This window comes from Peribacillus sp. NPDC097198 (assembly GCF_044762055.1).
GTDB lineage: Bacteria > Bacillota > Bacilli > Bacillales > DSM-1321 > Peribacillus.
In genome coordinates, this window is sequence record NZ_JBIWDO010000003.1 from 403,043 (window position 1) to 429,198 (window position 26,156).

The following is a 26,156-nucleotide window of genomic DNA, read 5'->3' on the forward strand; positions in this document are numbered from 1 at the left end:
ATGGGAGAAAGGACCGATGAATCGTGAGTTCAAATACTAGAGAAAAAAATAAAAAGCATCGGACAGAACAAATAATCCTTGCAGCGGAGGAATTATTTTCAGAAAAAGGATTATATGATGTACAGATGCAAGATGTCGCTACAAAGGCAAATGTCGGTATAGCCACCTTATTTCGTTACTTTCCTAAAAAAGAAAATTTAATCGTTGAGGTTGCTGTATTCATTTTAAGTAATTTCCAAGACGACCTAAAAAAGATTGCCGATTCAGAAAAGAACGCATACGAAAAATTTGAAGAGTTATTCGAATATTTTTTAGAGATCGCGAATGGACCAGCTAGAAAAGTCACCTTATTTCGTGAGGCTTTTGAAAGCTATTCCTCATATAAAAACGAGCCTCTAGAAAATATTGAATCCTATATCGACATACAAAAAGAGTTATCACGTGAAATTTTCAAAATCATAAAGCAAGGGGTTGAAGATGACTCTCTCCGTTCGGATATAAATATGGAGCTAGCTCTTCAAACAATAACAAATTGTTTTAGCATATTTTCAACGAGAATCACTTTGCATGAAAAGGTAGCTATACCATCTTCGGGAATTACCCCCATTGACCAACAACAGTTTTTAAAAGAGATGTTCCTCCACTATATAAGGGCTTAAAGTGATTGAAACATCCTGACTGATACTGGGGTGACATATCGATTGGATTAGAGTGGCCTATTACTAGTGTTGACCGAATAAATAAAACGTATTATATTTCCTATTTCAATGGGAAAACCCTGAAAAATTCAGGTAAGGTAAGGTTTGAACGATACAATAATTCGGATACGGTTACACATTCATACCCATTTTTATAAAGATAAGCTAGTGTTGTTTCTAAAGCACGAACTGTTTGGGGGCGGTCACTCCAATCATGAAGTAAAATGATATCTCCGGGTCGCAAGGATTTAATGATGTGGTTTGATATTTTATTGGCTGGAGGCCTAGCCCAGTCTTTTGGGTCCTGATGCCAAGACCAGAGTACCACTTTAAATCCTTTATTAACCGCAGTATTGATGATTGTGTCATTATGGAAACCACCTACAGGACGATAAAGAGAGGGTTTATATTGTGCAAGGTCCCATATAATCTTATCCGTATCATCTAATTCCGATGATAGTCTATGAGCAGTTATATTCCTATCATATGGATGAGTATAAGTATGGTTGGCAATTTCATGACCTTCCTTAATCTCTCTTTTTAAAACATCGGGGTTGCTCTTCACTTTATTACCCGCTACGAAGAAAGTAGCTTTTGCATTATATTTTGCTAAAAGATCCAGGATCTGAGGAGTATAGTCTGGATGGGGCCCATCATCAAATGTAATGGCAACAATTTTTTCTTGAGTATTCACTTCCCAAATAACATTTCCTGTTTTTTCGTAAACTGCTCTGCTGTCTGTTGCTGCCTGGGACTCGTTATACGAGGCAGGAAACAAAATAATGAGGGATAGGGCAATAAATAAAGTTTTCACAATAGTTTCCTCCAGGAAATACGGTTATACATGTTATTATGCGGAGTTTGTCTTTATTTATTAATGATTAGGAATGAGAAGAAGAGAGGTAAGCAATAAGTGCACGTCATTGAGGAATGAAGATGAATATACGTCATATACTGAAACCAGTATCACTTTAGTCAAGTACCCGTTTTATAATGTTTTTCATGATAGATGTTGAGTAATTGGTCAAGCTGTTGACTAAGTTCGATGGCAAGATGTGAACTTAACCCATTTCGCTCCACTATAGTAATAAGTTCACTTCGTTTTAATTCGATTTGTTCAAGACATTCATTACTTTTTAACATAGCTATTCCTTTCTAATCCGAATGCATTGGCGTTTTTTTAGATTTGTTGTAAAATATGTATGAATATAACAATTATAAAGCCTTGATGAATTGTTATCAAATAAGTTTTTCACTTATGGGTAAAGATCATTTTAATTAGCTTTTTCAGGTGTCACGAAAAATTATCAATTCCAAAAATGTATTTTTTTATCTAATTTGATACAATGTTTATAGGTTGTCTTACATAGGAGTGGAAGTCTTGGATGAAATTAATATTTTCTTAGCATTTGGAGCTGGATTTTTGAGCTTTATTTCTCCATGCTGCTTGCCGTTATATCCTGCTTTTTTATCATACATCACAGGTATGAGCGTGGGAGAAATCAAGTCGGATAATACTATGCTGCAAAAAAGAAGCATGTTGCATACGTTGTTCTTTTTGCTAGGTTTCTCGTTGGTATTTATAGCGCTAGGATTCGGTACTACATATTTAGGTTCTTTCTTTTCGGATTATAAAGAGTTAATTCGTCAAATTGGTGCCATCTTAATAGTCCTTTTTGGATTGTTTATAGTGGGAATCTTCCAACCGAAGTCCTTAATGAAGGATAGCCGGTTTGAATTTAAGAACAGGCCTGGTGGTTACTTGGGATCGATTCTTATTGGTCTTGCTTTTGCAGCTGGATGGACGCCATGTGCCGGTCCCCTTTTAGGAACTGTCATGACGCTAGGGGTAACAAATCCTAGTGCCGCTATGAACTATATGATTGCTTATGTATTAGGATTTGCCATCCCATTTTTTGTTTTATCCTTTTTTGTAGGGAAATTAAAATGGATAAAAACCTACAGTCAGTACATTATGAAAATTGGTGGTTATTTAATGATTGTTATGGGGATTATCTTATTTTTTGATTGGATGACTAAAATCATTGCCGTTTTAACTACACTATTCGGTGGGTTTATTGGATTTTAGTGCATTTTCATGTAAAAAAATATATTTTTTGAATTGTATAGGCTTTTCATTGAGTCTTTGGTCTCTTTTTTTTATTCCTTTAGTTATAAAATTCGTTGATTTTAGGACTTAATTTAGATATTCTAGGAATATATAACTTTGAATATCTTTTATTTGTTCTGCTTGTTGTTTGAAATGAGGAGGAGCGGCTATGGCCCAATTATTAGTAGTTGATGATGCTAAATTTATGAGAATGACACTTTCAAATATATTGACTAAAGCAGGCCATGAAGTGGTTGGTGAAGGTGAAAATGGAAAAGAGGCGATTGAACTATATCGAAGACTGAATCCCGATTTAGTCATAATGGATATAACAATGCCGATAATGAGCGGGCTTGATGCAGTTAAGGAAATAAAAAAGGAGTTTTCCTCTGCAATGGTTATTATGTGCTCAGCTATGGGGCAGCAAAAAATGGTTGTGGAAGCCATTGAGGCTGGAGCAAAGGACTTTATTGTAAAGCCTTTTGATGAGAATCGAGTCTTGGATGCCGTTAATAGGGTATTGGATTAAATACTCGCCTTGTTAATCTGATTTAGGTACTATATACTTTGTTTAAGGTTATAATTATTATATAGTTTTCTTAGTGTGTACCTACTTACTATTAGCTAAAAAGGATGAGTTAAATGATATATATAACAACAGGAATGGCTATTTTGATGGCTTTAGTTGTTTTTAAGTTGCGTATGAAGGAAACGGAAAGACCGGTGAATGCGAAAAAGATTATACTACCGCCTCTTTTCATGAGTACAGGAGCTTTGATGTTTCTTTTTCCGATGTTTCAAGTAACACGTTCTGAACTTTTAGAAGCTCTTATAGCTGGTATGTTATTTTCTATCTTATTAATCAAGACTTCGAAATTCGAAGTGCGTGATGAACAAATATATATTCAGCGTTCCAAAGCATTTATTTTTATTTTAATCGGTATTATGGTAATTCGTTTGGTAGCTAAATTGATTTTGGGAAGCACGATTGAAATTGGAGTGCTTGGTGGGATGTTTTTCCTTCTTGCTTTCGGTATGATTGTTCCTTGGCGAGTTGTGATGCTTTACCAATATAAAAAAGTCAAAGCAGCTTCTTTTAGTGAAGGTAAGATGATTTGACTTTTACCCAGTGAAAACCGCATGTTGACACATGTGGTTTTTTTGTTTGGTAAAAACACTTAGTTGTTCTATTCAAAATTAGGTTAGAGGAGAAATTCATTAAAAATCATAGTAATTTCATGCGAATTATATTATATTAATATTATTGTTGTTTACTTAAGGGGGAAACGGTTTATGTTACAAATGATTGTGTTAGGGATTATTTGTGGTTTACTACTAGGATTTGTGCTTCAAAGAGGCCGTTTCTGTGTTGTTGGTGCATATCGTGATTTGCTTATAGCGAAAGACGGGCGAATGTTTTTAGCTACGTTCATTGTCATTGCGATACAAAGCGTTGGTGTGTATGCACTACGGGATACAGGAATCATTCAATTTGGTAATGATGGTTTTCCTTGGTTAGGAACCATCCTCGGAGGCTTTATATTCGGTATCGGGATGGTTCTTGCAGGAGGCTGTGCGACAGGAACATGGTACCGGGCAGGAGAGGGTATGATCGGTAGTTGGGTCGCACTCTTCGGTTATATGCTTGGAGCTGCAATGACGAAGTACGGCGTGTGGAAAGCTACAGGGGATCATCTGGTTTCTTATCGTACGAGTGATACGTATATTCATGAAACGTTGAATGTGTCACCTTGGTTATTGGTCATTGTTTTGATAATCATAGTTGGTATCTTGGTCATCAGGGAATTTAAAAAGCCTAAACTTCCTATGTTCAAGATGAAACCGAAAAAAACGGGATTGGCTCATATTTTATTTGAAAAACGCTGGCATCCCTTTGTCACTGCATTATTGGTAGGACTTATTGCCATCGTGGCTTGGCCTTTAAGTGCGATGACCGGGCGAATGTTCGGTTTAGGGATTACTACACCTTCTGCGAATATTTTAACGTTCCTTATCACAGGAGATGATGCGCTCATCGATTGGGGTACATTTTTAGTATTGGGCATTTTCTTGGGTGCTTTCATTGCAGCCAAAGGCAGCGGGGAATTCCGTTGGAGACTGCCTGATATGAAAACATTGCGTAATAATGCTTTTGGTGGAGTGATTATGGGATTTGGCGCGAGTATCGCAGGCGGGTGTACCATAGGTAATGGACTGGTTAACTCAGCATTATTTGCGTGGCAAGGCTGGGTCGCGATTGTCTTTTTCTTATTAGGAACATGGGTAGCGGCTTATTTCACTATCATCCGTAAGCAAAAGAGTTCAAGCGCATCAAAGGCTGCCTGAGTTTTATCACATTAATTAGAGGAGTGGAGTAAAATGGCAAAGGTATTAGAGACATCAGGAATGGTTTGTCCGTTTCCATTAGTAGAGGCTAAAGAAGCAATTGCAGGTATGACAAAAGGGGAAGAATTGATCATCAATTTCGATTGCACCCAAGCAACGGAAAGTATCCCTCGCTGGGCTGCAATGGAAGGTCATGAAATTACGGAATTTGAACAAGTCGATGACGCTCAATGGCGTATAATCGTTAAAAAAGGGAATTAATAGAAAAAATGTGCCGGGGATTTCCTAGCACGTTTTTTTCTATTTTGAAGCTAAATCGTTGGCGTTAAGCAGTCGGAGTGGTAACATAACTTTAATCTAATATACTAAGGAGTTGTTAATGAAATGGTTGATGAAGTTGTATTGAATGATGTTTCGCTGCAGGTCACAAATTTTCATGCCGAATCTATAAAGAACCCTGAAAGCGGAGAACTTAGAAAGATTAGTTTTGATTTTAAAGTAACGAGCGAGGAGTATCATGATATCACAACGCTGCTCTATCAAATGGTTTTTGATTTAAAGATTCCTGAGACAAGAGAAGAATACCGGGCAGAAATCTTCAACTATTCAACATCGCTTACGAATTTATATGAAGAAAATGCTGTGGGAGACTTTTCCCTTACGTTAATCGAAGTAGATTCTCAAGATTGATTCCATTACCAGCCTTGTAAAGAAATGGGTTACTGTCTATAATAATGGTAACGATAAATTAATTTATACATATGAGGTGGTTCTTTGCTAGGAGGCTGGTTTTTATGGTTTATCCTTTTTTGGGTAGTCCTTTTAGTAACGTTGATGAGCATTGGTGGCTTTTTCATGTTTCGGAAGTTCTTAAAGAGATTCCCGAAAGAAGACGGGAAATCAGATATGGATTGGGAAGAGTATTACTTGGAACAAACGAACCACTTATGGTCACAACAGCAAAAGGATTTACTTGAAGATTTAGTAAGCCCTGTACCGGAACTTTTTCGTGATGTGGCCCGTCATAAAATCGCTGGTAAAATCGGTGAATTGGCTTTGAAAGAAAAGGCACCGGATATAACAGAAGATTTGGTGATTCGTGGGTATATCATTGCCACACCCAAACGAGATCATAAGTTTTTACAAAAAAAGTTGACGGAACGACAAGTGAATATGGATCCCTATCAGCATTTATTTAGCTGAAGGCAGGGTGGGCATACTCTTTAGAGTGTGCCTTTTTTATTATGGATTGTGGTAATAATTAGAACGTTTGTACTCTATCAAGGCTTTCTTTTTAATATTTGATATAATAGTAGTAAGAAAAACGAGGACGGAGTGAAACGATGAAATTTATCCATACGGCCGATTGGCATTTAGGGAAAATTGTTCACGGGGTCCATATGACGGATGACCAACGTCATGCCCTGCTACAATTTATTGAGATAATCGAAGAGGAAAAACCCGATGCGGTGGTCATTGCCGGTGATCTTTATGACCGTTCCGTACCACCGACTGAGGCGGTTGAGCTACTTGATGAGATTCTTTATACGATCAATGTAAAAATGAAAATCCCCATTGTGGCCATATCAGGGAACCACGATTCGGCTGAAAGGTTATCATTTGGCTCATCATGGTACCGCCATAGCCAGTTATACATTCACGGGAAACTGACAAAATCATGTGAACCAGTCCATATCAAAGGTGTTAATTTTTACTGTGTTCCTTATGCAGAACCAGGGACGGTTCGTCACGTTTTCGAGGATGAAAGCATCCATTCCCATCAAGAGGCGATGAGAAGGATAACAGGGGCTATAGAGGAAAAGCTTAATCCAAACGAGCCGAATGTATTGGTGGGACACGCTTTTGTATTGGGTGGTAAAACGAGCGATTCAGAACGGGTTCTGTCAGTGGGTGGATCTGGTTGTGTGACAGCCGATTTATTCGATGCATTCGATTATACGGCACTTGGGCATTTACATAGCCCGGATGCAATTCGACATCAAAAGGTTTATTACTCCGGATCACTTTTAAAGTATTCATTTTCTGAAGCTAAACAAAATAAGTCGCTATCCATCGTTGAAATGAGAGAAGATGGTAACTTTGAGATTCGCTATCGGTCCCTGACCCCTAAGTATGATATGAGGGAGATTTCAGGCACGATGGAAGAATTACTTGACGTTACTTTTTATCAAAACCAAAAAGTAGACGATTATTTGAAGATTACCTTGAATGACGAGGGATCGCTCATCGATCCCATTAACCGATTGCGTCAAGTTTACCCGAATGTGCTTCACCTGGAACGGAAATGGGATCTGACCGATTTGAGACGAAAAAAATCATATTCCTCCGTAAAAGATGAAAGGAAGTCTGAAATAGACTTGTTTGAGACGTTTTATCAGGAGATGACAGATAGAGAGTTCGATTCTCAAAAGCAGGAACTGATGGTTTCCGTCATTGAAGCTGTCAAGAAAGAGGAGGCTTTGAAATGAGACCTCATATTTTGACGATGCAAGCATTCGGTCCATATGCGGGTAAGGAAATCATTGATTTTAATACACTGGGAGAACGGACCATGTTTGTCATTTCAGGAAAGACCGGTGCCGGGAAAACGACCATTTTTGATGGGATTAGCTTTGCTATATATGGGAAAGCGAGCGGTGAAGACCGTAGTGGACAAGATTTACGAAGTCAATTTGCCGAGGATGACGTCTTAACGGAGGTTTCATTGCAATTCACTCTCCGTGGAAAAACATATTTGGTTACCCGATCCCCACAGCAGGAACGAAAGAAGAAATCAGGAGAGGGTACCACAACCGTTAGTGCGAAAGCAGAACTATATGAATTGGTACAAGGCGAGGGGAGAAAGTTACTGGGAGCCAATGTTCGCGAGGTTGAAGAGAAAATCAAAGTACTCATTGGGTTGGATGCGAACCAGTTTAGGCAAATCCTGATGATTCCGCAAAATGAATTCCGTAAACTATTAACATCTGATAGTAAAGATAAGGAACAGATTTTGCAAAAGTTATTCCATACCGAATTATATAAGAGAATAGAAGAAAGATTAAAAGAGGAAGCATCACTTCTTAAGAAACAAAGTGAAAAAAGCGCACAGCGTCGCATTGAATTAATGAAGGGCATCAAACCGGGTGATCATGCGGAGCTTCAATCTTTATTGGAAGCAGCTGAACCAAATGAACAACAAATTCTTCCTTTGCTTCATTCGGTGATATCAACGGCTACAGAAAAGCATCAACATTTAGGTGAGCTTCTAAAGGAAAAGCAGAATGCCCGTGATCAGGTCAACCAAGAGCTATACAAAGCCGCCGATTTATTGAAAAGATTTGCTGAAAAAGACAGATTACAAAATGAAAAAGCAGACTTAGAAAACAGGCGCCCGGAAATTATGGAGTTAAAAGAACAAATGAAAATGGCTCATAAAGCGGCCTCGCTAGAAAAACAAGAGCAATATTACTTGCGAATCGGTAAACAGGTAAAAGAGGTGACATCTGAACTTCAAAGTTTAACGAAGCAGGCCGAACTACTGTTAGAGGAGCGCCTGAAGAAACAGAAAGTTTATGAGCAAGAGCTGGCAAAGGAAGAGGATCGAGAACAGGCATTACGGAATGTACATCAGCTTGAACAGGTGAAAGAAGCCGTTTTGACTTATTCAAGTCTTAGAGAACAGGTTACTTTAGATGAAACAGAGTGGAAGAAAAGTAAGCAACTCCGTGAACATAATATTTCAGAGCTTGCTAGAATCGAAACGGACTTGGAGAAAATCAGCCTTGAAAAGGCGGAAGCCGAAAAAGTGGCCATCCTTTATGGAGAGAAAGAAAGGGAGTTTGAAAAAAACCAACAGCTTCTTTCAAAACTTAGAAAGCTACAAGCTGTTTATTCAGAATGTGAAAGCATGATGGATGTCTTGGAAAATAAAAAGTCTACATTTCAAATGATGCTCGATCATCATCTCCAGGAAAAAGAAAAACTAGAGGTAATCAATCAAAACTGGCGTGCCGGTCAGGCTGGTATGCTAGCATCCATGCTTCATGATGGTGAAAACTGTCCCGTCTGTGGTTCGATTGATCACCCTGAGCCTGCACACTTGCATAAGAATATGCCATCGGATGTAGAATTGAAACAGCAGGAAAATATAGTGAAAATGGCCGATAAACAAAAAAGTCAGGCTGAAAGTGAATTTTACCAGGCAGAATCGAAATTACAGGCACTCACAGACACCAAGAATGAAAGATTCACAGATTTACAAAATGACGTTCCGGAGTTCGCTTCCGAGCTTATCGACGAATACTTGAAGTCATATGAGGAAAAAGGAAGAGAGTTACAAAAGCATTTACAATCATTAATGGATAAGAAGGATGCAGGAAGCGAATTGGAGAAACGATTGATTGCCTTAAAAGAGAAGGGTACTCAATTGAAAGAGAACTTGGCATCTTTAGAGAAAATGGAAGATACTACAAAGACCAGGTTTATTGAGAATTCAACAAAGCTTACAGGCCTAACGAATTCCCTACCAGAAGGAATTCGTACTGAAGTAGAATATGCAAGGGCATTTGAATTGGCAGTCGGAAGGCAGAAGCAGTTACAAAAATCATTGGAAGAGGCACAAAAAGCCCTTCAATTGGTCAAAGAAAAAGAATCGGGCATCCATGCGAAAAAGGAATCGTTCGCAGGAAATATAGATGCATTGAAGCTTGAATTAAATCAAGAGCGTGAAAAGCTGGTTGTGGAAATGTCCAACCAAGGATTTGCTACTTATAAGGAATATACTGCAGCCAAAAGGACTGAAGAAGTGCTTGAATCTATGGAAAAACAAGTACAATTATACGAACAAAATTGGCAAAGTGTGATTAGCTTGTTTCATGATCTGGAAATGAAGTTAAAAGATGTACCAAAACCGGACTTGGAGGGGTTAAGAAAGACCTTTGAATTCATTGACGGTGAATTGGAAAAGTTGCGACACACACAGAATGAACTACAGGCTGAACAAAGGAATAACCAGGAAATCGAGCGGAAATTGGCATATATTAGAGAAGAGCAGAAAAGCCTGGATGAAAAATATAGCATCGTTGGGCATCTTTCAGAGATTTCAAAAGGCCAAAATTCATTCCGAATTACGTTTGAACGGTATGTTTTGGCTGCCTTTTTAGATGATATTCTAAAAGAAGCCAATCTGAGACTGTTAAAGATGACAAGCGGTCGTTATCAGCTATTGCGAAAGCTTGACCCAACTCGCAGGAATATTCAAAGTGGGTTGGAGCTGTCAGTATATGACCAATATACCGGACAGGAAAGGCATGTCAAAACGCTTTCTGGCGGAGAGAGTTTTAAAGCCTCGCTTGCCCTTGCTCTTGGGCTTGCAGATATTGTCCAGCAGAATGCAGGAGGAATTTCCCTGGAAACGATGTTCATAGATGAAGGTTTCGGTACTCTCGATCCTGAATCACTGGATCATGCCATTGAAGCATTAATGGATATCCAGAGTAGTGGACGGTTAGTCGGCATCATTTCCCATGTTCCTGAATTGAAGGAACGAATCGATGCACAGCTTCAAGTCACATCCACTCAAAATGGAAGCACCACAACATTTAATTTTGCTGGCTAATAAAAAAGAATGGCTCTGGAAGCAAGTAGCTTCTGGAGCCATTCTTTTTTATTTAAAGCTATTCGATCTGAATACTATCTTGGTCTTTACCGGGGGAATACTTATGAATACGAATCACTAATGATGGGTGGGTAAACTCGGCAGTGATCCTTCGTGAACAGATGGAAAAAGGGAAAGAAATTTTTCGTTGTGTAGGTGATGTAATCGCTTTATCTTTATGAAATAGCTTTTGAAAAGGTTTGTGAGGCTTTTCAACGGTAATCAAAATTTCGTTATCTTTTAAACGCACTTTAATATCCTTTGCTTCATGGTTTTCCAATATTGCTTCCACCATATACTCGTCATCACTTTCGTAAATGTCAATTGTAAATAATTGATGGTCCAATTTACTTGTCTCCGGATTAAGAAAAAACTTTTTCACCCATTCATCAAAAACCTTTACCTCATTCATCTGTACATCATGTAGTTTATCTTGCATGTGGATACCCCCGGTTTTGCCTTTGTTTGTATTATATGTTGGAAGTATCGAAAATGGTGATAATTAGGAAAACTTTCTAACTTAACTAAAATATATGTGGATTAGATACAAACACAACGGTGATTTTCTTTCAGTGCAATGATTATTATCTTTGCGCCATACGAAGTGAAGACCGATAAAATTGGTGCTGGCAAAACCATTAATCGATACAAGCAAAATTAATGCACGAAACTAAAGAGGATTTAGACTCGTTCATGAAGAAGATAACAGTATAAACAGAAAAATCGAGGAGAGCAGATTGACCTGCTTTCCTTTTTTTCTTTAAGAAGCTAGGAGGAACTGGAATGGAACATGAATTTGTCATTGTAAGTGCGAACCGTACGGCTATAGGTAAAATGGGAGGACAACTAAAAGATGTACAAGCGGGTCATCTAGCGGCAACGGTCATTAAGGATGCAATCGAGAGAGCAGGTCTGGCACCCGAGCAGATAAATGAAGTGATTTTTGGTGAAGTGCGCCAGTCGACCGAATCTTCAAATCTAGCACGTGTTGCCGCGTTAAGAGCGGGTATCCCTCCTGAAGCTTCGGCTTATACAGTAAACCGCCTATGTGCTTCAGGCATACAGGCAGTGATTTCCGGTGTTCAGCATCTAGCTTTTAATCCGGATGATATTGTCGTGGCAGGTGGAGCGGAAAATATGAGTAGAGCCCCCATTTACCTCAGAAATTCACGATTTGGAGAAGGAAAACCTCATCTAGTTGATTCTAATCTTGAAAATGGACAGCAGCCAACCGAAGTGTATGGAAAAGATTTGGGAATGGGGATAACAGCAGAAAACGTAGCGGAAGCCTACCAAATTTCCCGGGAAGACCAGGACACCTTTGCTGTAGAAAGCCAAAGAAGGGCAAGAAAGGCGATTGATTCTGGTTCCTTCGAATCTCAAATCGTTCCGGTTGAAATAAAGACTAGGAAAAGCACAACAGTATTTCAAGTGGACGAGCACCCAAGAGAAACATCGATAGAAAAACTGTCCCATTTGAAGCCCGTCTTCAAAAGTGATGGAACAGTCACGGCTGGTAATGCCTGTGGCCGTAATGATGGTGCAAGTGCTTTAGTTTTGATGACCCGCGAAAAGGCTTCTAATCTTGATATCAAACCGATTGCCAAGATTGTAAACTGGTCTACAGCTGGTGTCGATCCACGTTATATGGGAATCGGTCCCGTTCCCGCGATCGAGAACCTATTGAAAAAGACTGGACTGGCAGTTGAAGATATCGGACTGTTCGAGTTGAATGAGGCATTCGCATCACAATCATTGGCTGTTATACGGGAAGCCAAGCTAGACCCTGCTAATGTCAATGTCAACGGTGGAGCCATTGCATTAGGCCATCCACTAGGGGCGACGGGGGCGATTATCATGACCAAATTAATTCACGAGATGCAACGGCGCCAAGAGAAATACGGAATGGCAACCCTATGTATTGGCGGTGGACAAGGGATGGCCATTTTATTGGAATTGGCTTAATAGGGATTTGAAAAACTCTTCACTAAGCTTAACTCATTAAAACACAAAACTTAGCCACCGATTATACCTGCACTTTCTCTTAATATGCTAGTATACCCATCCTTATTGTAGAAGGTTGGGTTTTTTGATTTTCTGGTAAATGAGAAAAATTCAAAAATGAATTATCAGGTTATGGATGAATCCTTTAAAACAAAGGCTTTATAACGAGTAAGATTCAAAAATGAATTTGATCACTCTAAAAAATTAGCTGTTTCCCCAGTGTGTGATTTGGCATGAAACTTGCATTGTTATATGTGTAAACCATATGTAGAAGAATCGGATTTGAGAAAAATGGAGGGGTTAAAGGTGCGAAAAACAGTAAAACAACCATGGGAGCAATGGTATGCAGAAGGAATGTCGTCATTACTTCTACCGGAAATTTCCGTCTATACACTACTGGACCAATCAGCAAAGAAATTCCCTGATCATACAGCCATTATTTTTGAAGGCCATCTCATGGATTATAAAAGCCTGAAATCACAGGTAGATAAACTTGCAGGTAAGTGGAAAGAAATGGGGTTCGTGAAAGGTGAAAGAATTGGCCTTATGATGGCCAACCATCCTTATTTCATCATCAGTTATTACGCTGCACAAGCGCTGGGACTCATTGTTGTTCAACTGAACCCTATGTATAAGCCTAGGGAACTGCTCCAAATATTAGTGGATTCTAATGCTCTATATATTGTGTATGACCAATTGGCCGCTACTACCATTGAAGAAACAAAAGCGATATATGATTTTTCAATCTGCATGAAGACGGACGATGACCAATTAGACGGCCTATCCCTACGTTCTTTGATAGAAAATGGAGAAAAAATCAAGGAAGTTGAAACGATAAATCCTCTTGAAGATATTGCGGTCATCCAGTATACGGGAGGGACGACGGGGAAAATGAAGGGAGCGATGCTTACCCATTACAATCTGACTTCCAATGTTATACAGAGCTCTGAAATGTATGGGGATTTGATGGTGCCCGGAAAGGAAGTCGTGCTGGCAGCGACACCGCTTTATCATGTTTACGCGATGACAAGTGCCATGAATCTCGGAATTTATATTGGAGCTGCCATTCTATTATTTCCTAAATTCGAGATTCAAAATGTACTAATGAATATTCAAAAGTACCGTCCGACTTTTTTTCCAGGCGTTCCAAAGATGTACAATGCGTTCGTCAATCATCCTGAAATCGAAAAATATGGACTGGATTGTCTGAAAAATTGTTCTTGTGGCTCAGCACCCATGCCAGTTGAAGTCATTAATCGATTCGAGAAGCTGACAGGTGCTTCTATAGGAGAAGGTTTTGGGTTATCAGAAGCCTCTCCTTCCACACATCGTAATCCGCCCTTAGGTAAAAGGAAAATCGGGAGTGTCGGCATTCCTTTTCCTAGAACCGATTGTATGATCGTAGACGCGGACAATAATGAAGTGCCATCCAAAGGGGTGGGAGAGCTGCTTATAAAAGGCCCACAAATTATGAAGGGATATTGGAATAACGAGGTGGAAACGAGAAAAGCTCTCCAAAATGGCTGGTTGTATACAGGCGATCTTGCTTCAGTGGATGAAGAGGGGTATTTCTACATTGTCGGCAGAAAAAAAGAAATGATCATTATTAGCGGGTTTAATATATATCCGCAAGAGGTGGAAGGTGTCCTTTATCAGCACCCGGATATTCAGGAGGCGGCTGTGGTGGGGATACCGCATAAAGAATTAGGAGAGGTCGTAAAGGCATTCATTGTTCCAATGAAGGATGCCAACATTGACCTTGAGGAAATTGAAGGATATTGCTATACCCAGCTGACACCCTATAAGGTTCCGAAGCAATTTGAAGTAAGGGAGGAACTGCCGCGAAACACCGTTGGCAAACTATTAAAAAGGTTGCTTATAAAAGAGGAACTGGAAAAGAGGACAAAGAAGGATTGAAGCGGATCCAGCTTTTTAATGGAGGTAGTGGAAGCAAGAATCAATAGCATTCCAGTGGAGGAAATCGGGAAGTCGGAAGATATGCTTTTTTCGAAGATGAATGTTCTTCATTCCTCAGTGGCCAGGTACTACTGCTATATGTGACTGGAGGTTCTAATGAGATTCCTAGTTTCGTAATGGAATTCAACCAAGAAAGGCATTAATTCGACCACACAGCCAGATAATTCAACCATGGTAGCAAGTAATTCGACCATCAGAAGCGATAATTCAACCACCAAGACTATAAGACTATCTATTCACAAAGAAACGAGGGGATTCACATGCGTTGGTTTGTTCTTTCTCTATTATTCCTCGGAGCGGTCATTAACTTTGCTGATAAATCAATAATCGGACTGGCCGCTGTGCCAATCATGAAGGAATTCGATCTTTCCTATGCCGAATGGGGACTTGTAGGAAGCAGTTATTATTGGCTCTATCCTGTAACGGGCATTTTTGGAGCCGCATGGGCTGATAAGCTCGGGGCCAAGAAAGTACTGGGGTTCATCATGCTGACATGGACTGTTTTACAATTTGGTGTTTTGGCCATTGCTGCTTTGCCACTATTAATTATTTATAGAATCTTACTTGGGGCATTCGAAGGGCCATATAGCCCTATTGCTTATAGCCATGCGGATAAGTGGTTCCCCCCGAAACAACGGGGATTAGCCAACTCGGTTGTAGTGGGAGGGGGAACGGTTGGTGCGATGATTGTTGCACCGCTTCTTGTTTCCATGATTACCATTTTTGGATGGAAAGTGGCCTTTGCTAGTCTTGGAGTAGCAAGCCTTGTCTGGTTCTTCTTATTTCAATTTTTAACGAAGGAAAATCCCGTTCAAGTATATGAGAAGGTCCAGAAGAAAAAGAAAGAAAAGATGGAGAAATTCAAACTGAAAGACTTTCTCGTGCTTTTAGCGTCTCCAACCGCTTTATTTACGACACTCGCATATTTCTCAACGTATATTCTGGTCGTCTGGTTTTCCGTTTGGTTACCGATTTATTTAGTGGAAGTCGTAAATATGACACCCGGACAGATGGGCACGAGCATAGCAATCATTGGAGTCATTTCCGTATGTATTTATATGGGTGTTTCCATGTTATCGGATTACTTATTCAAGAAAAATCAGAATTGGCGTTCATCCAGGGTCTTGGTTGTAGCTGGAGCAATGATCATGGGTTCACTATTCCTATCTTCCATCATGGTCTTTCAAAATCCAATTTGGGTGATTTTTGCAATGTGCTTGGCTAAAGGTCTCACCTATTCCATATTACCGATTGGACCAACGATCATGATCAATGAAATGCGTGAACGCGGCGGACTGATGACAAGTATCTTAACGTCTTCAGGCAATCTTGCAGGCATTGTAGCTCCTCTACTAACGGGTTATATCATTAGTTTAGCGGCGGGGAATAAAATACTAGGCTATAACTTGTCCATTTTGTTCATGGCTGCCCTTGTTCTGGTATTCGGCTTATTGTTTGCCATGTTCGTTAAGCCAACTAAGTCAAAAGATGGGCAGGAAATCAGACCAACAGAAGATTATGATTTGAAATCTTCATAAGAGTTACCCAGCATAAAAAATATAATAGAGGAGCGGATGAGGAAATGAATAGAGATGTGAATAGAGAGGCTGTCATTGTTTCAGCAGTAAGAACGGCGATTGGGAAGCGAGGGGGCGCACTAGCGACAGTACCCGCACACGTATTTGGGGCAGAAGTGGTAAAAGAGGCATTGAAACGCGCAAATGTAGCTCCTGAAATGGTGGACGATGTCATCATGGGGAATGTTTTAAGCGGAGGAGGCAATATCGCTCGATTAACCGCCCTTCAGACAGGTCTTTCCATGCAATTACCGGGTTTAACGGTCGATCGCCAATGTGGGTCCGGAATCAATGCGGTCAATTTGGCTGCACAAGCAATCTGGGCGGGTGATGGGGACGTATATATCGCTGGAGGAGTTGAGAGCATGAGCCGGGCTCCTTATTTGATGGATCGTCCGGATAAACCATATAGCTCTTCTCCACCAAATTTCAGGAAATCTCAGTTATCTCCAAAAGAGGTAGGCAATCCACCGATGGGAATTACCGCCGAAAATTTAGTTGCAAAATATGAGATCAGCCGGGAAGAACAAGATGAGTTCGCCATTGAGAGCCAGAAAAAGATGGCGAGAGCGATGGAAGAGGGACGCTTTACTGAACAAATTGTTTCAGTGAACATCCCGGTTCGAAATGGAGAGCCGGTAGGATTCAAAGTAGATGAACATCCACGTCCGCAAGTAACCAAAGAAGCGCTAGCGAAACTTCCTCCTGCATTCCTTGAAGGTGGCTCCGTAACGGCCGGAAACAGTTCGGGTTTAAATGATGCGGCGTCTGCTCTTGTCATTATTATGTCTAGGGAGAAAGCAGATGAATTGGGAATTAAACCTCTAGCGGTGATTAGAGCACACGCGGTTGCTGGTGTCGATCCCAACATCATGGGAATCGGACCGGTTCCAGCAGTAAGAAAGGTCATGGAAAAATCAGGGCTCTCGCTAAACGATATGGATATTATCGAAATTAATGAGGCTTTTGCGTCGCAAGTAATTGCCTGTAATCGGGAATTGGAAATGGATCCAGCCAAAGTGAATGTGAATGGAGGGGCGATTTCTCACGGACATCCACTTGGTGCCACAGGTGCAATTCTGATCACGAAAGCGGCCCATGAATTGAAACGATCTGAAGGAAGATATGCTCTCATTACGGCGTGCATTGGTGGTGGGCAAGGAATTGCCACAATCTTAGAACGGGAAGGTTGATTTTTCTTAAATTCGGAAGGAAATTCACTAGCATTTTTTTAATAGAATTGTTCCATTTGCGAATCAGACGAATTAAAAAAATCCACTATTAGGAGGCATTTGAATTATGACCATTACTTTAACGAAAGAAATGGAACAAATGAAAGCAATGATTCGGAATTTTGTTGAAAAGGAAGTAGAGCCTCTAGCCCAACAAATTGAAGAAGAGGATCTCATCCCACAACATCTTGTTGAAATGTCCAAAGAACTCGGATTATTCGGGATTAGCATCCCGGAACAATACGGTGGAATTGGCTTGAATACAGTAGAAAAGGCGACTGTATTAGAGCAGTTAGGCAGAACGCACAATGGGTTTGTTTCGTTAATAAGTGCTCATACCGGTATTGGAAGCACAGGCCTGGTAAGGCTTGCATCTGAACAGTTGAAAAATAAATATTTGCCTGAAATGGCGGCGGGTAATAAAATAGCCGCTTTCGCTTTATCCGAACCTGGTGCAGGTTCGGATGCGACCAATTTGGAGACGACGGCAGAGAAAAAGGGCGATTATTGGGTGATGAATGGTACAAAGCATTTCATCACCAATGGACCGATTGCTGATGTTTACACAGTTTTTGCGTTAACGGATAAAGATAAGGGGGCCAAAGGCGGGATAACTGCCTTTTTGGTGGAAAGAAATTTCCCTGGGGTCACTGTCGGTAAAAAGGACAAGAAAATGGGATTAAGAGGTTCGTATACATCTCAGGTCATTTTTGAAAATTGTATCATTCCTGAAGAAAATGTCATTGGTGAAGTGGGTATGGGATATATATCAGCTCTTAGAATATTAGGGGAAGGCCGTGTCGGACTTGCCGCAAGGGCGGTAGGATCATGCGGCAAATTAATCGAGCTATCTACCAAATATGCAAAAGAGCGGATTCAATTCGGTAAACCAATTGCAGATAATCAAGCCATACAATGGATGCTAGCGGACATGGCAACAGAAACAGAAGCCGCAAAGGCCTTGACAATGATGGCAGCACAAAAGATTGATGAGGGGAAAAAGGTGATCAAAGAAGCCTCCATGGCTAAACTGTTCGCTTCCGATGTTTTTAATAGAGTAGCGGATAAAGCGGTTCAAATTCACGGGGGTATGGGGTATATGGCAGAATATCCAGTGGAACGCTTTTATCGCGATGCTCGCATTACAAAGATCTATGAAGGAACAAACGAAGTTCAACGGCTCATCATTGCTAGAAATGTTTTGAATGAGTACTGAATGATGTACTTTAGTATCAAGTGAAGGAGTTGTGCATATAAAGTTGCTTGGTAAGGAAGCGAACTGGACAGCTATATGAGAACTGTTCAGTTCCAGACGTTGAAGGTATGATATGAGCCTTTTTAGGACCTATATGAAGCAAGTGTGATTTTTATATAAGAGGGGGAAAGAATAATTTGACAACTAATGTGGAGGATATTCGCAACCAATTCGAGAGCAGTCCATTCTTTGCATATATTGGATTTGAAATTATTCGATTTGAAGAAGGAAATGTCCTTTTGAAATTAAATATCGAGAAACATATGCTTAATGTAAATGGAACGCTGCACGGGGGTATTCATGCGACCATGCTTGACACCATTCTTGGGATAGTAATACGTTCTCTGACTAAAGCACGTGTTGTGACGACGAGCTTGACTGTTCATTATCTCGGCAGCCTGTCATCAGGAGAAATATATGCGGAAGCCAAGATTCTTCAGGAGGGGTACAAAACCGCTTTTGCAGAAGGAGAAATTAAAGATTCCGCTGGAAATCTCATTGCAAAAGGTACGGGGGTATTCAAATTGATTCGAGATGAATGAAAATAGTGATTGGCGGTGGAAAAAGAAGAAGGAGTGAAGCCGATGAATAGAGTGTGGCAGAAATCTTATCCGGAAGATACCCCCTTTGAGGTAGAAATTCCTTTAATGTCTATATACGAAATATTGGACCATTCGGCACGACAATACCCATCCACCAAAGCTGTTATTGATGGAGAAAGGGAACTTTCTTATTTGGAATTGAAGAGAAAAATTGATTGTTTTGCAGGTTCATTAAACAAGTGGGGATTTAAAAAAGAGGATAGAATCGCATTGATGTTACCCAATTGTATAGAATACATCATTGCCTATTATGCTATCCACCGTTTGGGAGGCGTGGTGGTACAAGTGAACCCGATGTATAAGGCAAATGAACTAGCCTATATATTACGGGATTCCAATGCCACATGGTTAATTGGAAATGATGAACAAAAGAAAAAGATAGTACAAACTGGTTTGGCAGATAGGCTCACGATTATTTCAGCAAATAAAATGCAGGAAGACAGTTACTATTCATGGAAAGAAGGCGATAATGAACTCCCTGAACTGGATATTAATCCAAAAGAAGATATTGCGTTATTCCAATATACAGGGGGAACTACAGGAAGAGCCAAAGGGGTCATGCTCACTCATTTCAACCTGATTGCCAATGTCATACAAGATTTTGCATATACAGCCAACGCCCTTCAACTGCAAAAACCGGGTGAGCGTATGCTTGGATTGACGCCACTGTTTCATGTATTCGGTAATGGCAGGATGAACAGTGCTTTTTATGCGGGAGCAACGTACATCACTCTAGAGAGATTTGAAATAAACAAGGTCGTCGATTTGATTAGAAAACATAGACCGACCATTTTTCCAGGCGTTCCTACCATGTATATCGCTTTACTAAATCATCCGGATTTGACAGCGCAAGATCTCAGCAGTTTTAAATACTGCAGCTGTGGCTCGGCGCCCCTTCCAGTGGAAGTTATCCATCAATTTGAGCGTAAATTCGGTGTGTCAATATCAGAAGGCTTTGGCATGTCGGAAACTTCACCTACCACCCATCGAAACCCAGTAAAAGGTCAAAGAAAGATAGGAAGCATTGGTATTCCCTATCCTAACACTGATGCCAAAATCGTCGATATCGAAACGGGGAAAGCGGAGCTGCCGTACAATCAGGCAGGGGAACTAATCATTAAGGGTCCACAGGTGATGAAGGGGTATTGGGGAAATCTAGAGGAAACTTCAATGGCATTAAGGGAGGGTTGGTTATATACCGGAGACATAGCCACAATGGATGAAGAAGGGTATTTCTTTATTGTGGGCAGGAAAAAAGAGCTAATCATTGCAAGCGGCTATAATATTTATCCGATTGAAGTAGAGGAAGTCATTTATCAGCATCCCGGAGTGGAAGAAGCTTGCGTATTTGGCATTCCGGATACCTATCGCGGGGAAACCGTCAAAGCTATAATCGTGCTAAAGAAAGGGGTAATTGCAACAGAACAGGATATCATAAAGTTCTGCAATGAACGTTTGGCTAATTATAAGGTTCCACGAGTGATAGAGTTTAGGGAACTTATTCCGAAGTCAGCGGTTGGAAAAATTTTACGACGGGTTTTGGTTGAGGAAGAAAGCAAGCGGACTAAAGCTTAAGAACTTACCGTTGATAGGTTTAATAATTCCGCACAATTAATGATCCTGAAAAATCTTGGTCAGTTCTACATACTCTATATTAAGGACAAGACGATGTTCATCATTGTTTATGTCCTATTTTTTATTGCTAAGATTATATTTAAAAATAGTGCTCGAAATCCTATAATTGGAAATAGAGGGACTTGTAAATATAATCTTAGCCATAATACTGGTATGAAGTTATAATTAGAGGAGAACAAGTTAAGCTTTTTCAAATCAATGTAAAAGCAAAGGAAAGTTTAATTTAGGAATTAAGGAAGTGTAGGATGAAAAAACATATACCTAATATGCTGACTTTGGGAAATCTATTATGTGGGTTCTTAGCGATAGGATGTATTATTACTGGTGATTTAAGAAATGCGACGATATTGATTTTTATCGCGTTAATGCTGGATGCATTGGATGGCAGGGTGGCAAGGATCCTTGGGGTATCTAATGAGATGGGGAAAGAATTGGATTCACTTGCCGATATCGTATCTTTTGGAGTAGCCCCCGCCTTTTTAGCCATACATACATATTTCAACGACTTTGGACAAGTTGGGATGCTAATCGCCGGTTTGTTCCCTCTATTCGGTGCATACCGATTGGCCAGGTTTAACATTACCGATCAAGCGGAATCTGTAAAATACTTTAAAGGGGTTCCCATCACATTAGCAGGCGGAATTGTGGCTTTTTTCGTCTTGTTTTCAGGATCCGTACCATTATGGATATTTATTATCCTGTATTATGGACTGTGTATATTGATGGTAAGTACAATGAAAATCCCAAGCTTCAAAAAAGTTGGCAGACCGAAGAATAGTGTTCTTATTACCTTGTTTTTATTCTATTCATTTTATTTAGTGGCTAAATCTAAATTTGAATCTGTTCCGATATCTTTCTATATTGCATTAGGAACCTATATATTGTTAATTGTGGTGAGATATATAAAAGAAAAAGAACCAAAATTCCCAAACAAAAAGAAAGTTAAAAAGCAAAAAATCAAAGTGATTCGTAAGAAAAGGATGAAACAATAAAAAGGCGCTGTCCCAAAAGGCATGGATAATGACTTCTGGGATGGCCCTTTTTTTCGATAACAAGAAACCGTCTAGTCTTTAGTTTTTGTTCGAAATAAAAGTGAAAGAATTTAGTTTGACATTATACCCCTGCAGGTATATTATTGGGATATAAGTTGTTCCACAGGTTCTTTGTTTGTCTATATAGATAGGTGGGTGGGTATAGATCATGGAATACGATAAAAGCGTCATCAATCGGTTAAGACGAATTGAAGGCCAGATTAAAGGTGTGCTAGGCATGATGGAACATGGCAAGGACTGTAGAGATATCGTCACTCAGTTATCAGCAGCTCGAAATGCGATTGATAGGACGATGGGAGTCATTGTTAGCGCAAATCTGGAACAATGTGTGAGGGAGAATGTCATGAAAGGCGAAGATACAGATAGCCTTGTCAAAGAAGCTGTTGAATTACTAATCAAAAGTAGATAATATAGCCCAATAAATAACGCAATTATGTAGACTGTCCAGCTCTCAAGTGGGTTGACTACTATTATTTTTTTGTCTCATATATACCCCTGGGTGTATAACGGGAGCAGGTAAATTTTTTAAAAAATATACCCAATAGGGTAATTTGAATACAGGGGGAAATACTAATGACAGAACAGAAAAAAACGACGATCATTTTATTTAGTGGAGACTATGATAAGGCAATGGCTGCTTACATTATTGCAAATGGAGCGGCGGCTTATGATCATGAAGTGACCATTTTCCATACATTCTGGGGGTTGAATGCATTACGAAAAGATGAGCCATTGACATTGAAAAAAGGCTTCCTTGAAAAGATGTTTGGAAAAATGATGCCGCGTGGTGCAGATAAAATGGGATTATCCAACATGAACTTTGCAGGCATGGGTCCTAAGATGATCAAGCATGTCATGAAAAAACATAATGCCATGTCCCTCCCCAGTTTAATTGAAATGGCCCAAGAACAAGAAGTGAAACTGATCGCTTGTACGATGACCATGGATTTACTTGGTTTGCAGCAAGAGGAATTACTAGAAGGCATTGAATATGCGGGTGTGGCTGCTTATTTAGCTGACGCAGAAAATGGTAACGTCAACTTATTTATCTAAGGTAAGGGAGGAATCAAGCTATATTGGGTACACTATTAAATATCCTCATGATTGCTATAATCGTCTGGTTCTTGTATCAACGATTTATTCCGGCAAAAGGGATTAAACAGATTACTACGATCGAATTAAGAACACAATTAAATAATCAAAGTAAGCAATATATTGATGTCCGGACGCCTAATGAGTTTAGGGGAAAACATATCAAGGGATTTAAAAACATTCCCTTATACGAACTGCAAAATAGAGTGAAAGAACTCTCTAAAGACCAAGAAGTTTTCGTAATCTGCCAAAGTGGTATGAGAAGCAGTAAGGCAAGTAAGTTATTGAAAAAAATGGGATTCATAGAAATCACGAATGTTAAAGGCGGAATGAGTGCTTGGCACTAATAAAAGGAGGAAGTCTGCTATGAAGGAAATTTCAACACAGGAAGTCGAAACTCTTTTAAATCAAAAGGCACCAGTGAATATTATCGATGTACGTGAAGTGGATGAAGTGAAAACGGGTAAAATCCCATCTGCCATGCATATACCTTTAGGACTAATAGAATTCAAGATGCAAGATCTGGACAAGTCAAAAGAATATATCATGGTCTGCCGCTCTGGTGGTAGAAGTTCAAAGGCCGTAAAACTACTTGAGGATCATGGGTATCAAGTAATCAATATGACAGGCGGAATGCTTGCCTGGAACGGACCAACCGCGTAATTTTTTTGAATAGTTAAATACCCCATGCAGTATAAATCGAGGAGGAAGAAACATGATTAAAACAAATTCTGTTTTAGATGCAAGAGGATTAGCATGTCCGATGCCCATTGTCAAAACCAAAAAGGCTTTAAATGCCTTGGAGTCCGGTGAAGTATTGGAAGTCCAAGCAACGGATAAAGGTTCAACGGCCGACATGAAAGCTTGGGCAGAGAGTACAGGTCATCAATATTTAGGTACAGTCGAAGAAGGAACGGTTCTGAAACATTACCTTCGTAAGTCAAGCGGAGAAGAAAGTATGGAAAAGAGACACCCGAACGTCATTTCTAATGAGGAGCTTCAACAAAAGCTGGAAGCCAAACAGAATATCGTCGTACTGGATGTACGAGAATCAGCAGAGTTTGCTTTTGAACACATTCCCACGGCACAATCCCTTCCCCTTGGTGAATTGGATGGCCGTCTAAGTGAATTGGATAAAGAATCCGAGATATACGTGGTTTGCCGTACTGGGAGCAGAAGTGACCTAGCTGCGCAAAAACTAACTGAATCAGGATTTAAACAAGTAATCAATGTTATGCCTGGCATGAGCCAATGGAATGGTCCGACAGAAAAGTCAGTGAAGTAATAAAAACTAAAACTAATATGGAGGAATGAAGGATGACTAAAAAAGTAGCAATCATCGCTAGTAACGGTGGATTATTTGACGCATATAAAGTTTTTAATATTGCCACAGCAGCGGCAGCAACAGATCAAGAGGTAGCCATTTTCTTCACATTTGAAGGGTTAAACTTAATCCACAAGGAAGGCAATAAACAACTTCCGATGCCAGAAGGAAAAGAACATTTTGCGGAAGGATTTGCAAAGGCCAATGTACCGGCCATTCCAGAATTACTTGCTATGGCTCAAGAATTGGGCGTTACATTCATAGGATGCCAAATGACAATGGATGTTATGGGACTAGTGAAGGAAGATTTCGTCGACGGAATTGAAGTGGGCGGCGCCGTAACATTCTTGGAATTCGCTAAAGATGCGGATGTTACTTTAACATTTTAATAGCTAAAAAAAATAAAAAAATTTGAAATTAAATATACTGTAGGGGGTATATAGAATGCCATACAATGAAATGACAGCTAAAGAAGTGGCAAAGAAAGTAATCAATAAAGATGACCTATTTATCTTTGACGTTCGTAATGAAAATGATTTTAACGATTGGAAAATTGAAGGAGAGGGTTTCGAATACTTTAATATGCCGTACTTCGAATTGCTAGATGGTGTGGATGAAGTCATGGATAAAATCCCTGCCAATAAGGAAGTTTTGGTGGTATGTGCAAAAGAAGGTTCATCCGTTATGGTAGCGGAAATGCTATCTGATGCAGGGCTAACGGTTTCTTACTTAAAGGGCGGAATGAAAGCGTGGAGTGAACACTTAGAGCCATTGAAAATTGGCGATTTGAAGGATGGTGGGGAGATCTATCAATTTATCCGTCTTGGAAAAGGATGCTTGTCCTACATGGTCGTTTCCAACGGAGAAGCAGCCATTATTGACTCTACCAGGATGATTGATACCTACCTTGATTTTGCAGAAAGCATTGGTGCAAAGATCACACAAGTATTTGATACACACTTACATGCTGACCATATTTCAGGTGGTCGACAAATTGCAGAAAGCACGAATGCAACGTATTGGTTGCCACCAAAAGATGCAACCGAAGTTGTCTTTGGATATGAGCCTTTAGAGAATGGTAAAGTAGTTAAAATCGGTCACACGGCTATTGAAATCCAAGCTCTATATTCTCCAGGACATACAATTGGTTCTACTTCATTTGTTGTCGATGAAAAATACCTTTTGACAGGGGACATTCTATTCATCGATTCGATTGGTAGACCGGATTTAGCTGGATTGGCTGAGGATTGGGTTGGCGACTTGAGAGAAACCCTTTATACACGTTACAAAGAACTATCAGACGAGTTGATTGTCCTTCCATCTCATTTCATGATCATTGAAGAATTGAACGAAGACGGCAGTGTCGCTAAGAAGTTAGGATCGTTGTTTGAAGAAAATCATGGCCTGAATATTGCAGACGAAGCAGAGTTCAGAAAGATGGTAACGGGAAACCTACCTCCACAACCGAATTCTTACCAAGAAATCCGTCAAACGAACATGGGGAAAATCACGCCTGATGAGGAAAAACAACGTGAAATGGAAATTGGACCGAATCGTTGTGCGGTACGATAAAACATCACAAAAAACTATGAA

28 protein-coding genes are annotated in these 26,156 nt (G+C 39.9%); 25 read left to right on the top strand and 3 right to left on the bottom strand.

The annotated features are described in order from the left end of the window. The first annotated feature begins 23 nt into the window (after nucleotides 1–23). Nucleotides 24–659: a TetR/AcrR family transcriptional regulator gene (locus tag ACIQXQ_RS07415; protein ID WP_402956417.1), complete on the top strand. Its 636-nt coding sequence runs from the start codon at nucleotides 24–26 to the stop codon at nucleotides 657–659. 100 nt (nucleotides 660–759) lie between these two features. Here the strand turns inward: ACIQXQ_RS07415 and ACIQXQ_RS07420 are convergent, their stop codons facing one another. Both ACIQXQ_RS07420 and ACIQXQ_RS07425 read right to left on the bottom strand, forming a co-directional pair. Beyond that, nucleotides 760–1,515 (bottom strand): polysaccharide deacetylase family protein, encoded by a 756-nt coding sequence (locus ACIQXQ_RS07420; RefSeq protein ID WP_402956503.1) that lies wholly within the window; start codon nucleotides 1,513–1,515, stop codon nucleotides 760–762. Between the two features lie 158 nt (nucleotides 1,516–1,673). Further along, the gene (locus ACIQXQ_RS07425) at nucleotides 1,674–1,841 is read right to left on the bottom strand and encodes a Spo0E family sporulation regulatory protein-aspartic acid phosphatase (RefSeq protein WP_402875367.1); all 168 of its coding nucleotides are present in this window, start codon (nucleotides 1,839–1,841) and stop codon (nucleotides 1,674–1,676) included. A 238-nt stretch (nucleotides 1,842–2,079) separates the two neighbouring features. Here ACIQXQ_RS07425 and ACIQXQ_RS07430 point away from each other — a divergent pair, with 238 nt between their 5' ends. The 9 genes from ACIQXQ_RS07430 (at nucleotide 2,080) to ACIQXQ_RS07470 (ending at nucleotide 10,774) form a co-directional block, all read left to right on the top strand. Next, the gene (locus tag ACIQXQ_RS07430; protein WP_402875369.1) at nucleotides 2,080–2,787 is read left to right on the top strand and encodes a cytochrome c biogenesis CcdA family protein; all 708 of its coding nucleotides are present in this window, start codon (nucleotides 2,080–2,082) and stop codon (nucleotides 2,785–2,787) included. A gap of 190 nt (nucleotides 2,788–2,977) precedes the next feature. Next, nucleotides 2,978–3,337, top strand: a complete 360-nt coding sequence (locus tag ACIQXQ_RS07435) for a response regulator (RefSeq protein WP_402875372.1) — start codon at nucleotides 2,978–2,980, stop codon at nucleotides 3,335–3,337. A 113-nt stretch (nucleotides 3,338–3,450) separates the two neighbouring features. Next, complete coding sequence (locus ACIQXQ_RS07440; RefSeq protein ID WP_402875374.1) at nucleotides 3,451–3,927, top strand: CcdC family protein; 477 nt, start codon at nucleotides 3,451–3,453, stop codon at nucleotides 3,925–3,927. A gap of 174 nt (nucleotides 3,928–4,101) precedes the next feature. Beyond that, nucleotides 4,102–5,154 (top strand): YeeE/YedE thiosulfate transporter family protein, encoded by a 1,053-nt coding sequence (locus tag ACIQXQ_RS07445; protein WP_402956419.1) that lies wholly within the window; start codon nucleotides 4,102–4,104, stop codon nucleotides 5,152–5,154. A gap of 33 nt (nucleotides 5,155–5,187) precedes the next feature. Continuing rightward, entirely contained in the window at nucleotides 5,188–5,415 is a 228-nt protein-coding gene (locus tag ACIQXQ_RS07450) for a sulfurtransferase TusA family protein (RefSeq protein WP_402956421.1), read from the top strand. A gap of 123 nt (nucleotides 5,416–5,538) precedes the next feature. Next, on the top strand, nucleotides 5,539–5,844 hold the full coding sequence (locus ACIQXQ_RS07455) for a DUF3219 family protein (protein WP_402956423.1): 306 nt from the start codon (nucleotides 5,539–5,541) through the stop codon (nucleotides 5,842–5,844). Nucleotides 5,845–5,928: 84 nt separating this feature from the next. Beyond that, entirely contained in the window at nucleotides 5,929–6,357 is a 429-nt protein-coding gene (locus tag ACIQXQ_RS07460; protein ID WP_402956425.1) for a DUF2621 domain-containing protein, read from the top strand. 140 nt (nucleotides 6,358–6,497) lie between these two features. Further along, nucleotides 6,498–7,643: an exonuclease SbcCD subunit D gene (locus tag ACIQXQ_RS07465; protein ID WP_402956427.1), complete on the top strand. Its 1,146-nt coding sequence runs from the start codon at nucleotides 6,498–6,500 to the stop codon at nucleotides 7,641–7,643. Further along, entirely contained in the window at nucleotides 7,640–10,774 is a 3,135-nt protein-coding gene (locus ACIQXQ_RS07470; RefSeq protein WP_402956429.1) for an AAA family ATPase, read from the top strand. The genes ACIQXQ_RS07465 and ACIQXQ_RS07470 overlap by 4 nt, the downstream gene beginning before the upstream one ends. Before the next feature lie 58 nt (nucleotides 10,775–10,832). Here ACIQXQ_RS07470 and ACIQXQ_RS07475 read toward each other — a convergent pair whose 3' ends face one another. Next, nucleotides 10,833–11,252, bottom strand: a complete 420-nt coding sequence (locus tag ACIQXQ_RS07475; RefSeq protein ID WP_402875388.1) for an Hsp20/alpha crystallin family protein — start codon at nucleotides 11,250–11,252, stop codon at nucleotides 10,833–10,835. A gap of 344 nt (nucleotides 11,253–11,596) precedes the next feature. Here ACIQXQ_RS07475 and ACIQXQ_RS07480 point away from each other — a divergent pair, with 344 nt between their 5' ends. From ACIQXQ_RS07480 to ACIQXQ_RS07550, 15 genes are all read left to right on the top strand, one after another. Next, on the top strand, nucleotides 11,597–12,778 hold the full coding sequence (locus ACIQXQ_RS07480) for a thiolase family protein (RefSeq protein ID WP_402875390.1): 1,182 nt from the start codon (nucleotides 11,597–11,599) through the stop codon (nucleotides 12,776–12,778). Between the two features lie 345 nt (nucleotides 12,779–13,123). Then, complete coding sequence (locus ACIQXQ_RS07485; protein ID WP_402956431.1) at nucleotides 13,124–14,734, top strand: long-chain-fatty-acid--CoA ligase; 1,611 nt, start codon at nucleotides 13,124–13,126, stop codon at nucleotides 14,732–14,734. Between the two features lie 320 nt (nucleotides 14,735–15,054). Continuing rightward, nucleotides 15,055–16,332: an MFS transporter gene (locus ACIQXQ_RS07490; RefSeq protein WP_402875396.1), complete on the top strand. Its 1,278-nt coding sequence runs from the start codon at nucleotides 15,055–15,057 to the stop codon at nucleotides 16,330–16,332. A gap of 56 nt (nucleotides 16,333–16,388) precedes the next feature. After that, nucleotides 16,389–17,564, top strand: a complete 1,176-nt coding sequence (locus tag ACIQXQ_RS07495) for a thiolase family protein (RefSeq protein ID WP_402956505.1) — start codon at nucleotides 16,389–16,391, stop codon at nucleotides 17,562–17,564. Nucleotides 17,565–17,670: 106 nt separating this feature from the next. Continuing rightward, nucleotides 17,671–18,819, top strand: a complete 1,149-nt coding sequence (locus tag ACIQXQ_RS07500; protein ID WP_402875397.1) for an acyl-CoA dehydrogenase family protein — start codon at nucleotides 17,671–17,673, stop codon at nucleotides 18,817–18,819. 176 nt (nucleotides 18,820–18,995) lie between these two features. Then, entirely contained in the window at nucleotides 18,996–19,400 is a 405-nt protein-coding gene (locus tag ACIQXQ_RS07505) for a PaaI family thioesterase (RefSeq protein ID WP_402875399.1), read from the top strand. 42 nt (nucleotides 19,401–19,442) lie between these two features. After that, the gene (locus ACIQXQ_RS07510) at nucleotides 19,443–21,035 is read left to right on the top strand and encodes a long-chain-fatty-acid--CoA ligase (RefSeq protein ID WP_402875401.1); all 1,593 of its coding nucleotides are present in this window, start codon (nucleotides 19,443–19,445) and stop codon (nucleotides 21,033–21,035) included. Nucleotides 21,036–21,340: 305 nt separating this feature from the next. Beyond that, entirely contained in the window at nucleotides 21,341–22,087 is a 747-nt protein-coding gene (gene pssA / locus ACIQXQ_RS07515; RefSeq protein ID WP_402875403.1) for a CDP-diacylglycerol--serine O-phosphatidyltransferase, read from the top strand. A 208-nt stretch (nucleotides 22,088–22,295) separates the two neighbouring features. Next, nucleotides 22,296–22,556, top strand: a complete 261-nt coding sequence (locus ACIQXQ_RS07520) for a metal-sensitive transcriptional regulator (RefSeq protein ID WP_402956433.1) — start codon at nucleotides 22,296–22,298, stop codon at nucleotides 22,554–22,556. Between the two features lie 164 nt (nucleotides 22,557–22,720). Beyond that, nucleotides 22,721–23,200 carry a DsrE/DsrF/DrsH-like family protein gene (locus tag ACIQXQ_RS07525; RefSeq protein WP_402956435.1) on the top strand — a complete coding sequence of 160 codons (480 nt, stop codon included), beginning with the start codon at nucleotides 22,721–22,723 and terminating at the stop codon, nucleotides 23,198–23,200. Between the two features lie 20 nt (nucleotides 23,201–23,220). Next, nucleotides 23,221–23,586: a rhodanese-like domain-containing protein gene (locus ACIQXQ_RS07530; RefSeq protein ID WP_402956507.1), complete on the top strand. Its 366-nt coding sequence runs from the start codon at nucleotides 23,221–23,223 to the stop codon at nucleotides 23,584–23,586. A 19-nt stretch (nucleotides 23,587–23,605) separates the two neighbouring features. Next, nucleotides 23,606–23,902, top strand: a complete 297-nt coding sequence (locus tag ACIQXQ_RS07535) for a rhodanese-like domain-containing protein (protein WP_402875408.1) — start codon at nucleotides 23,606–23,608, stop codon at nucleotides 23,900–23,902. 52 nt (nucleotides 23,903–23,954) lie between these two features. Then, the gene (locus ACIQXQ_RS07540; RefSeq protein WP_402956436.1) at nucleotides 23,955–24,524 is read left to right on the top strand and encodes a sulfurtransferase TusA family protein; all 570 of its coding nucleotides are present in this window, start codon (nucleotides 23,955–23,957) and stop codon (nucleotides 24,522–24,524) included. A gap of 32 nt (nucleotides 24,525–24,556) precedes the next feature. Continuing rightward, the gene (locus tag ACIQXQ_RS07545) at nucleotides 24,557–24,952 is read left to right on the top strand and encodes a DsrE/DsrF/DrsH-like family protein (RefSeq protein ID WP_402956438.1); all 396 of its coding nucleotides are present in this window, start codon (nucleotides 24,557–24,559) and stop codon (nucleotides 24,950–24,952) included. Between the two features lie 55 nt (nucleotides 24,953–25,007). Beyond that, entirely contained in the window at nucleotides 25,008–26,135 is a 1,128-nt protein-coding gene (locus ACIQXQ_RS07550; RefSeq protein WP_402956440.1) for an MBL fold metallo-hydrolase, read from the top strand. The last annotated feature ends 21 nt before the right edge of the window (nucleotides 26,136–26,156 follow it).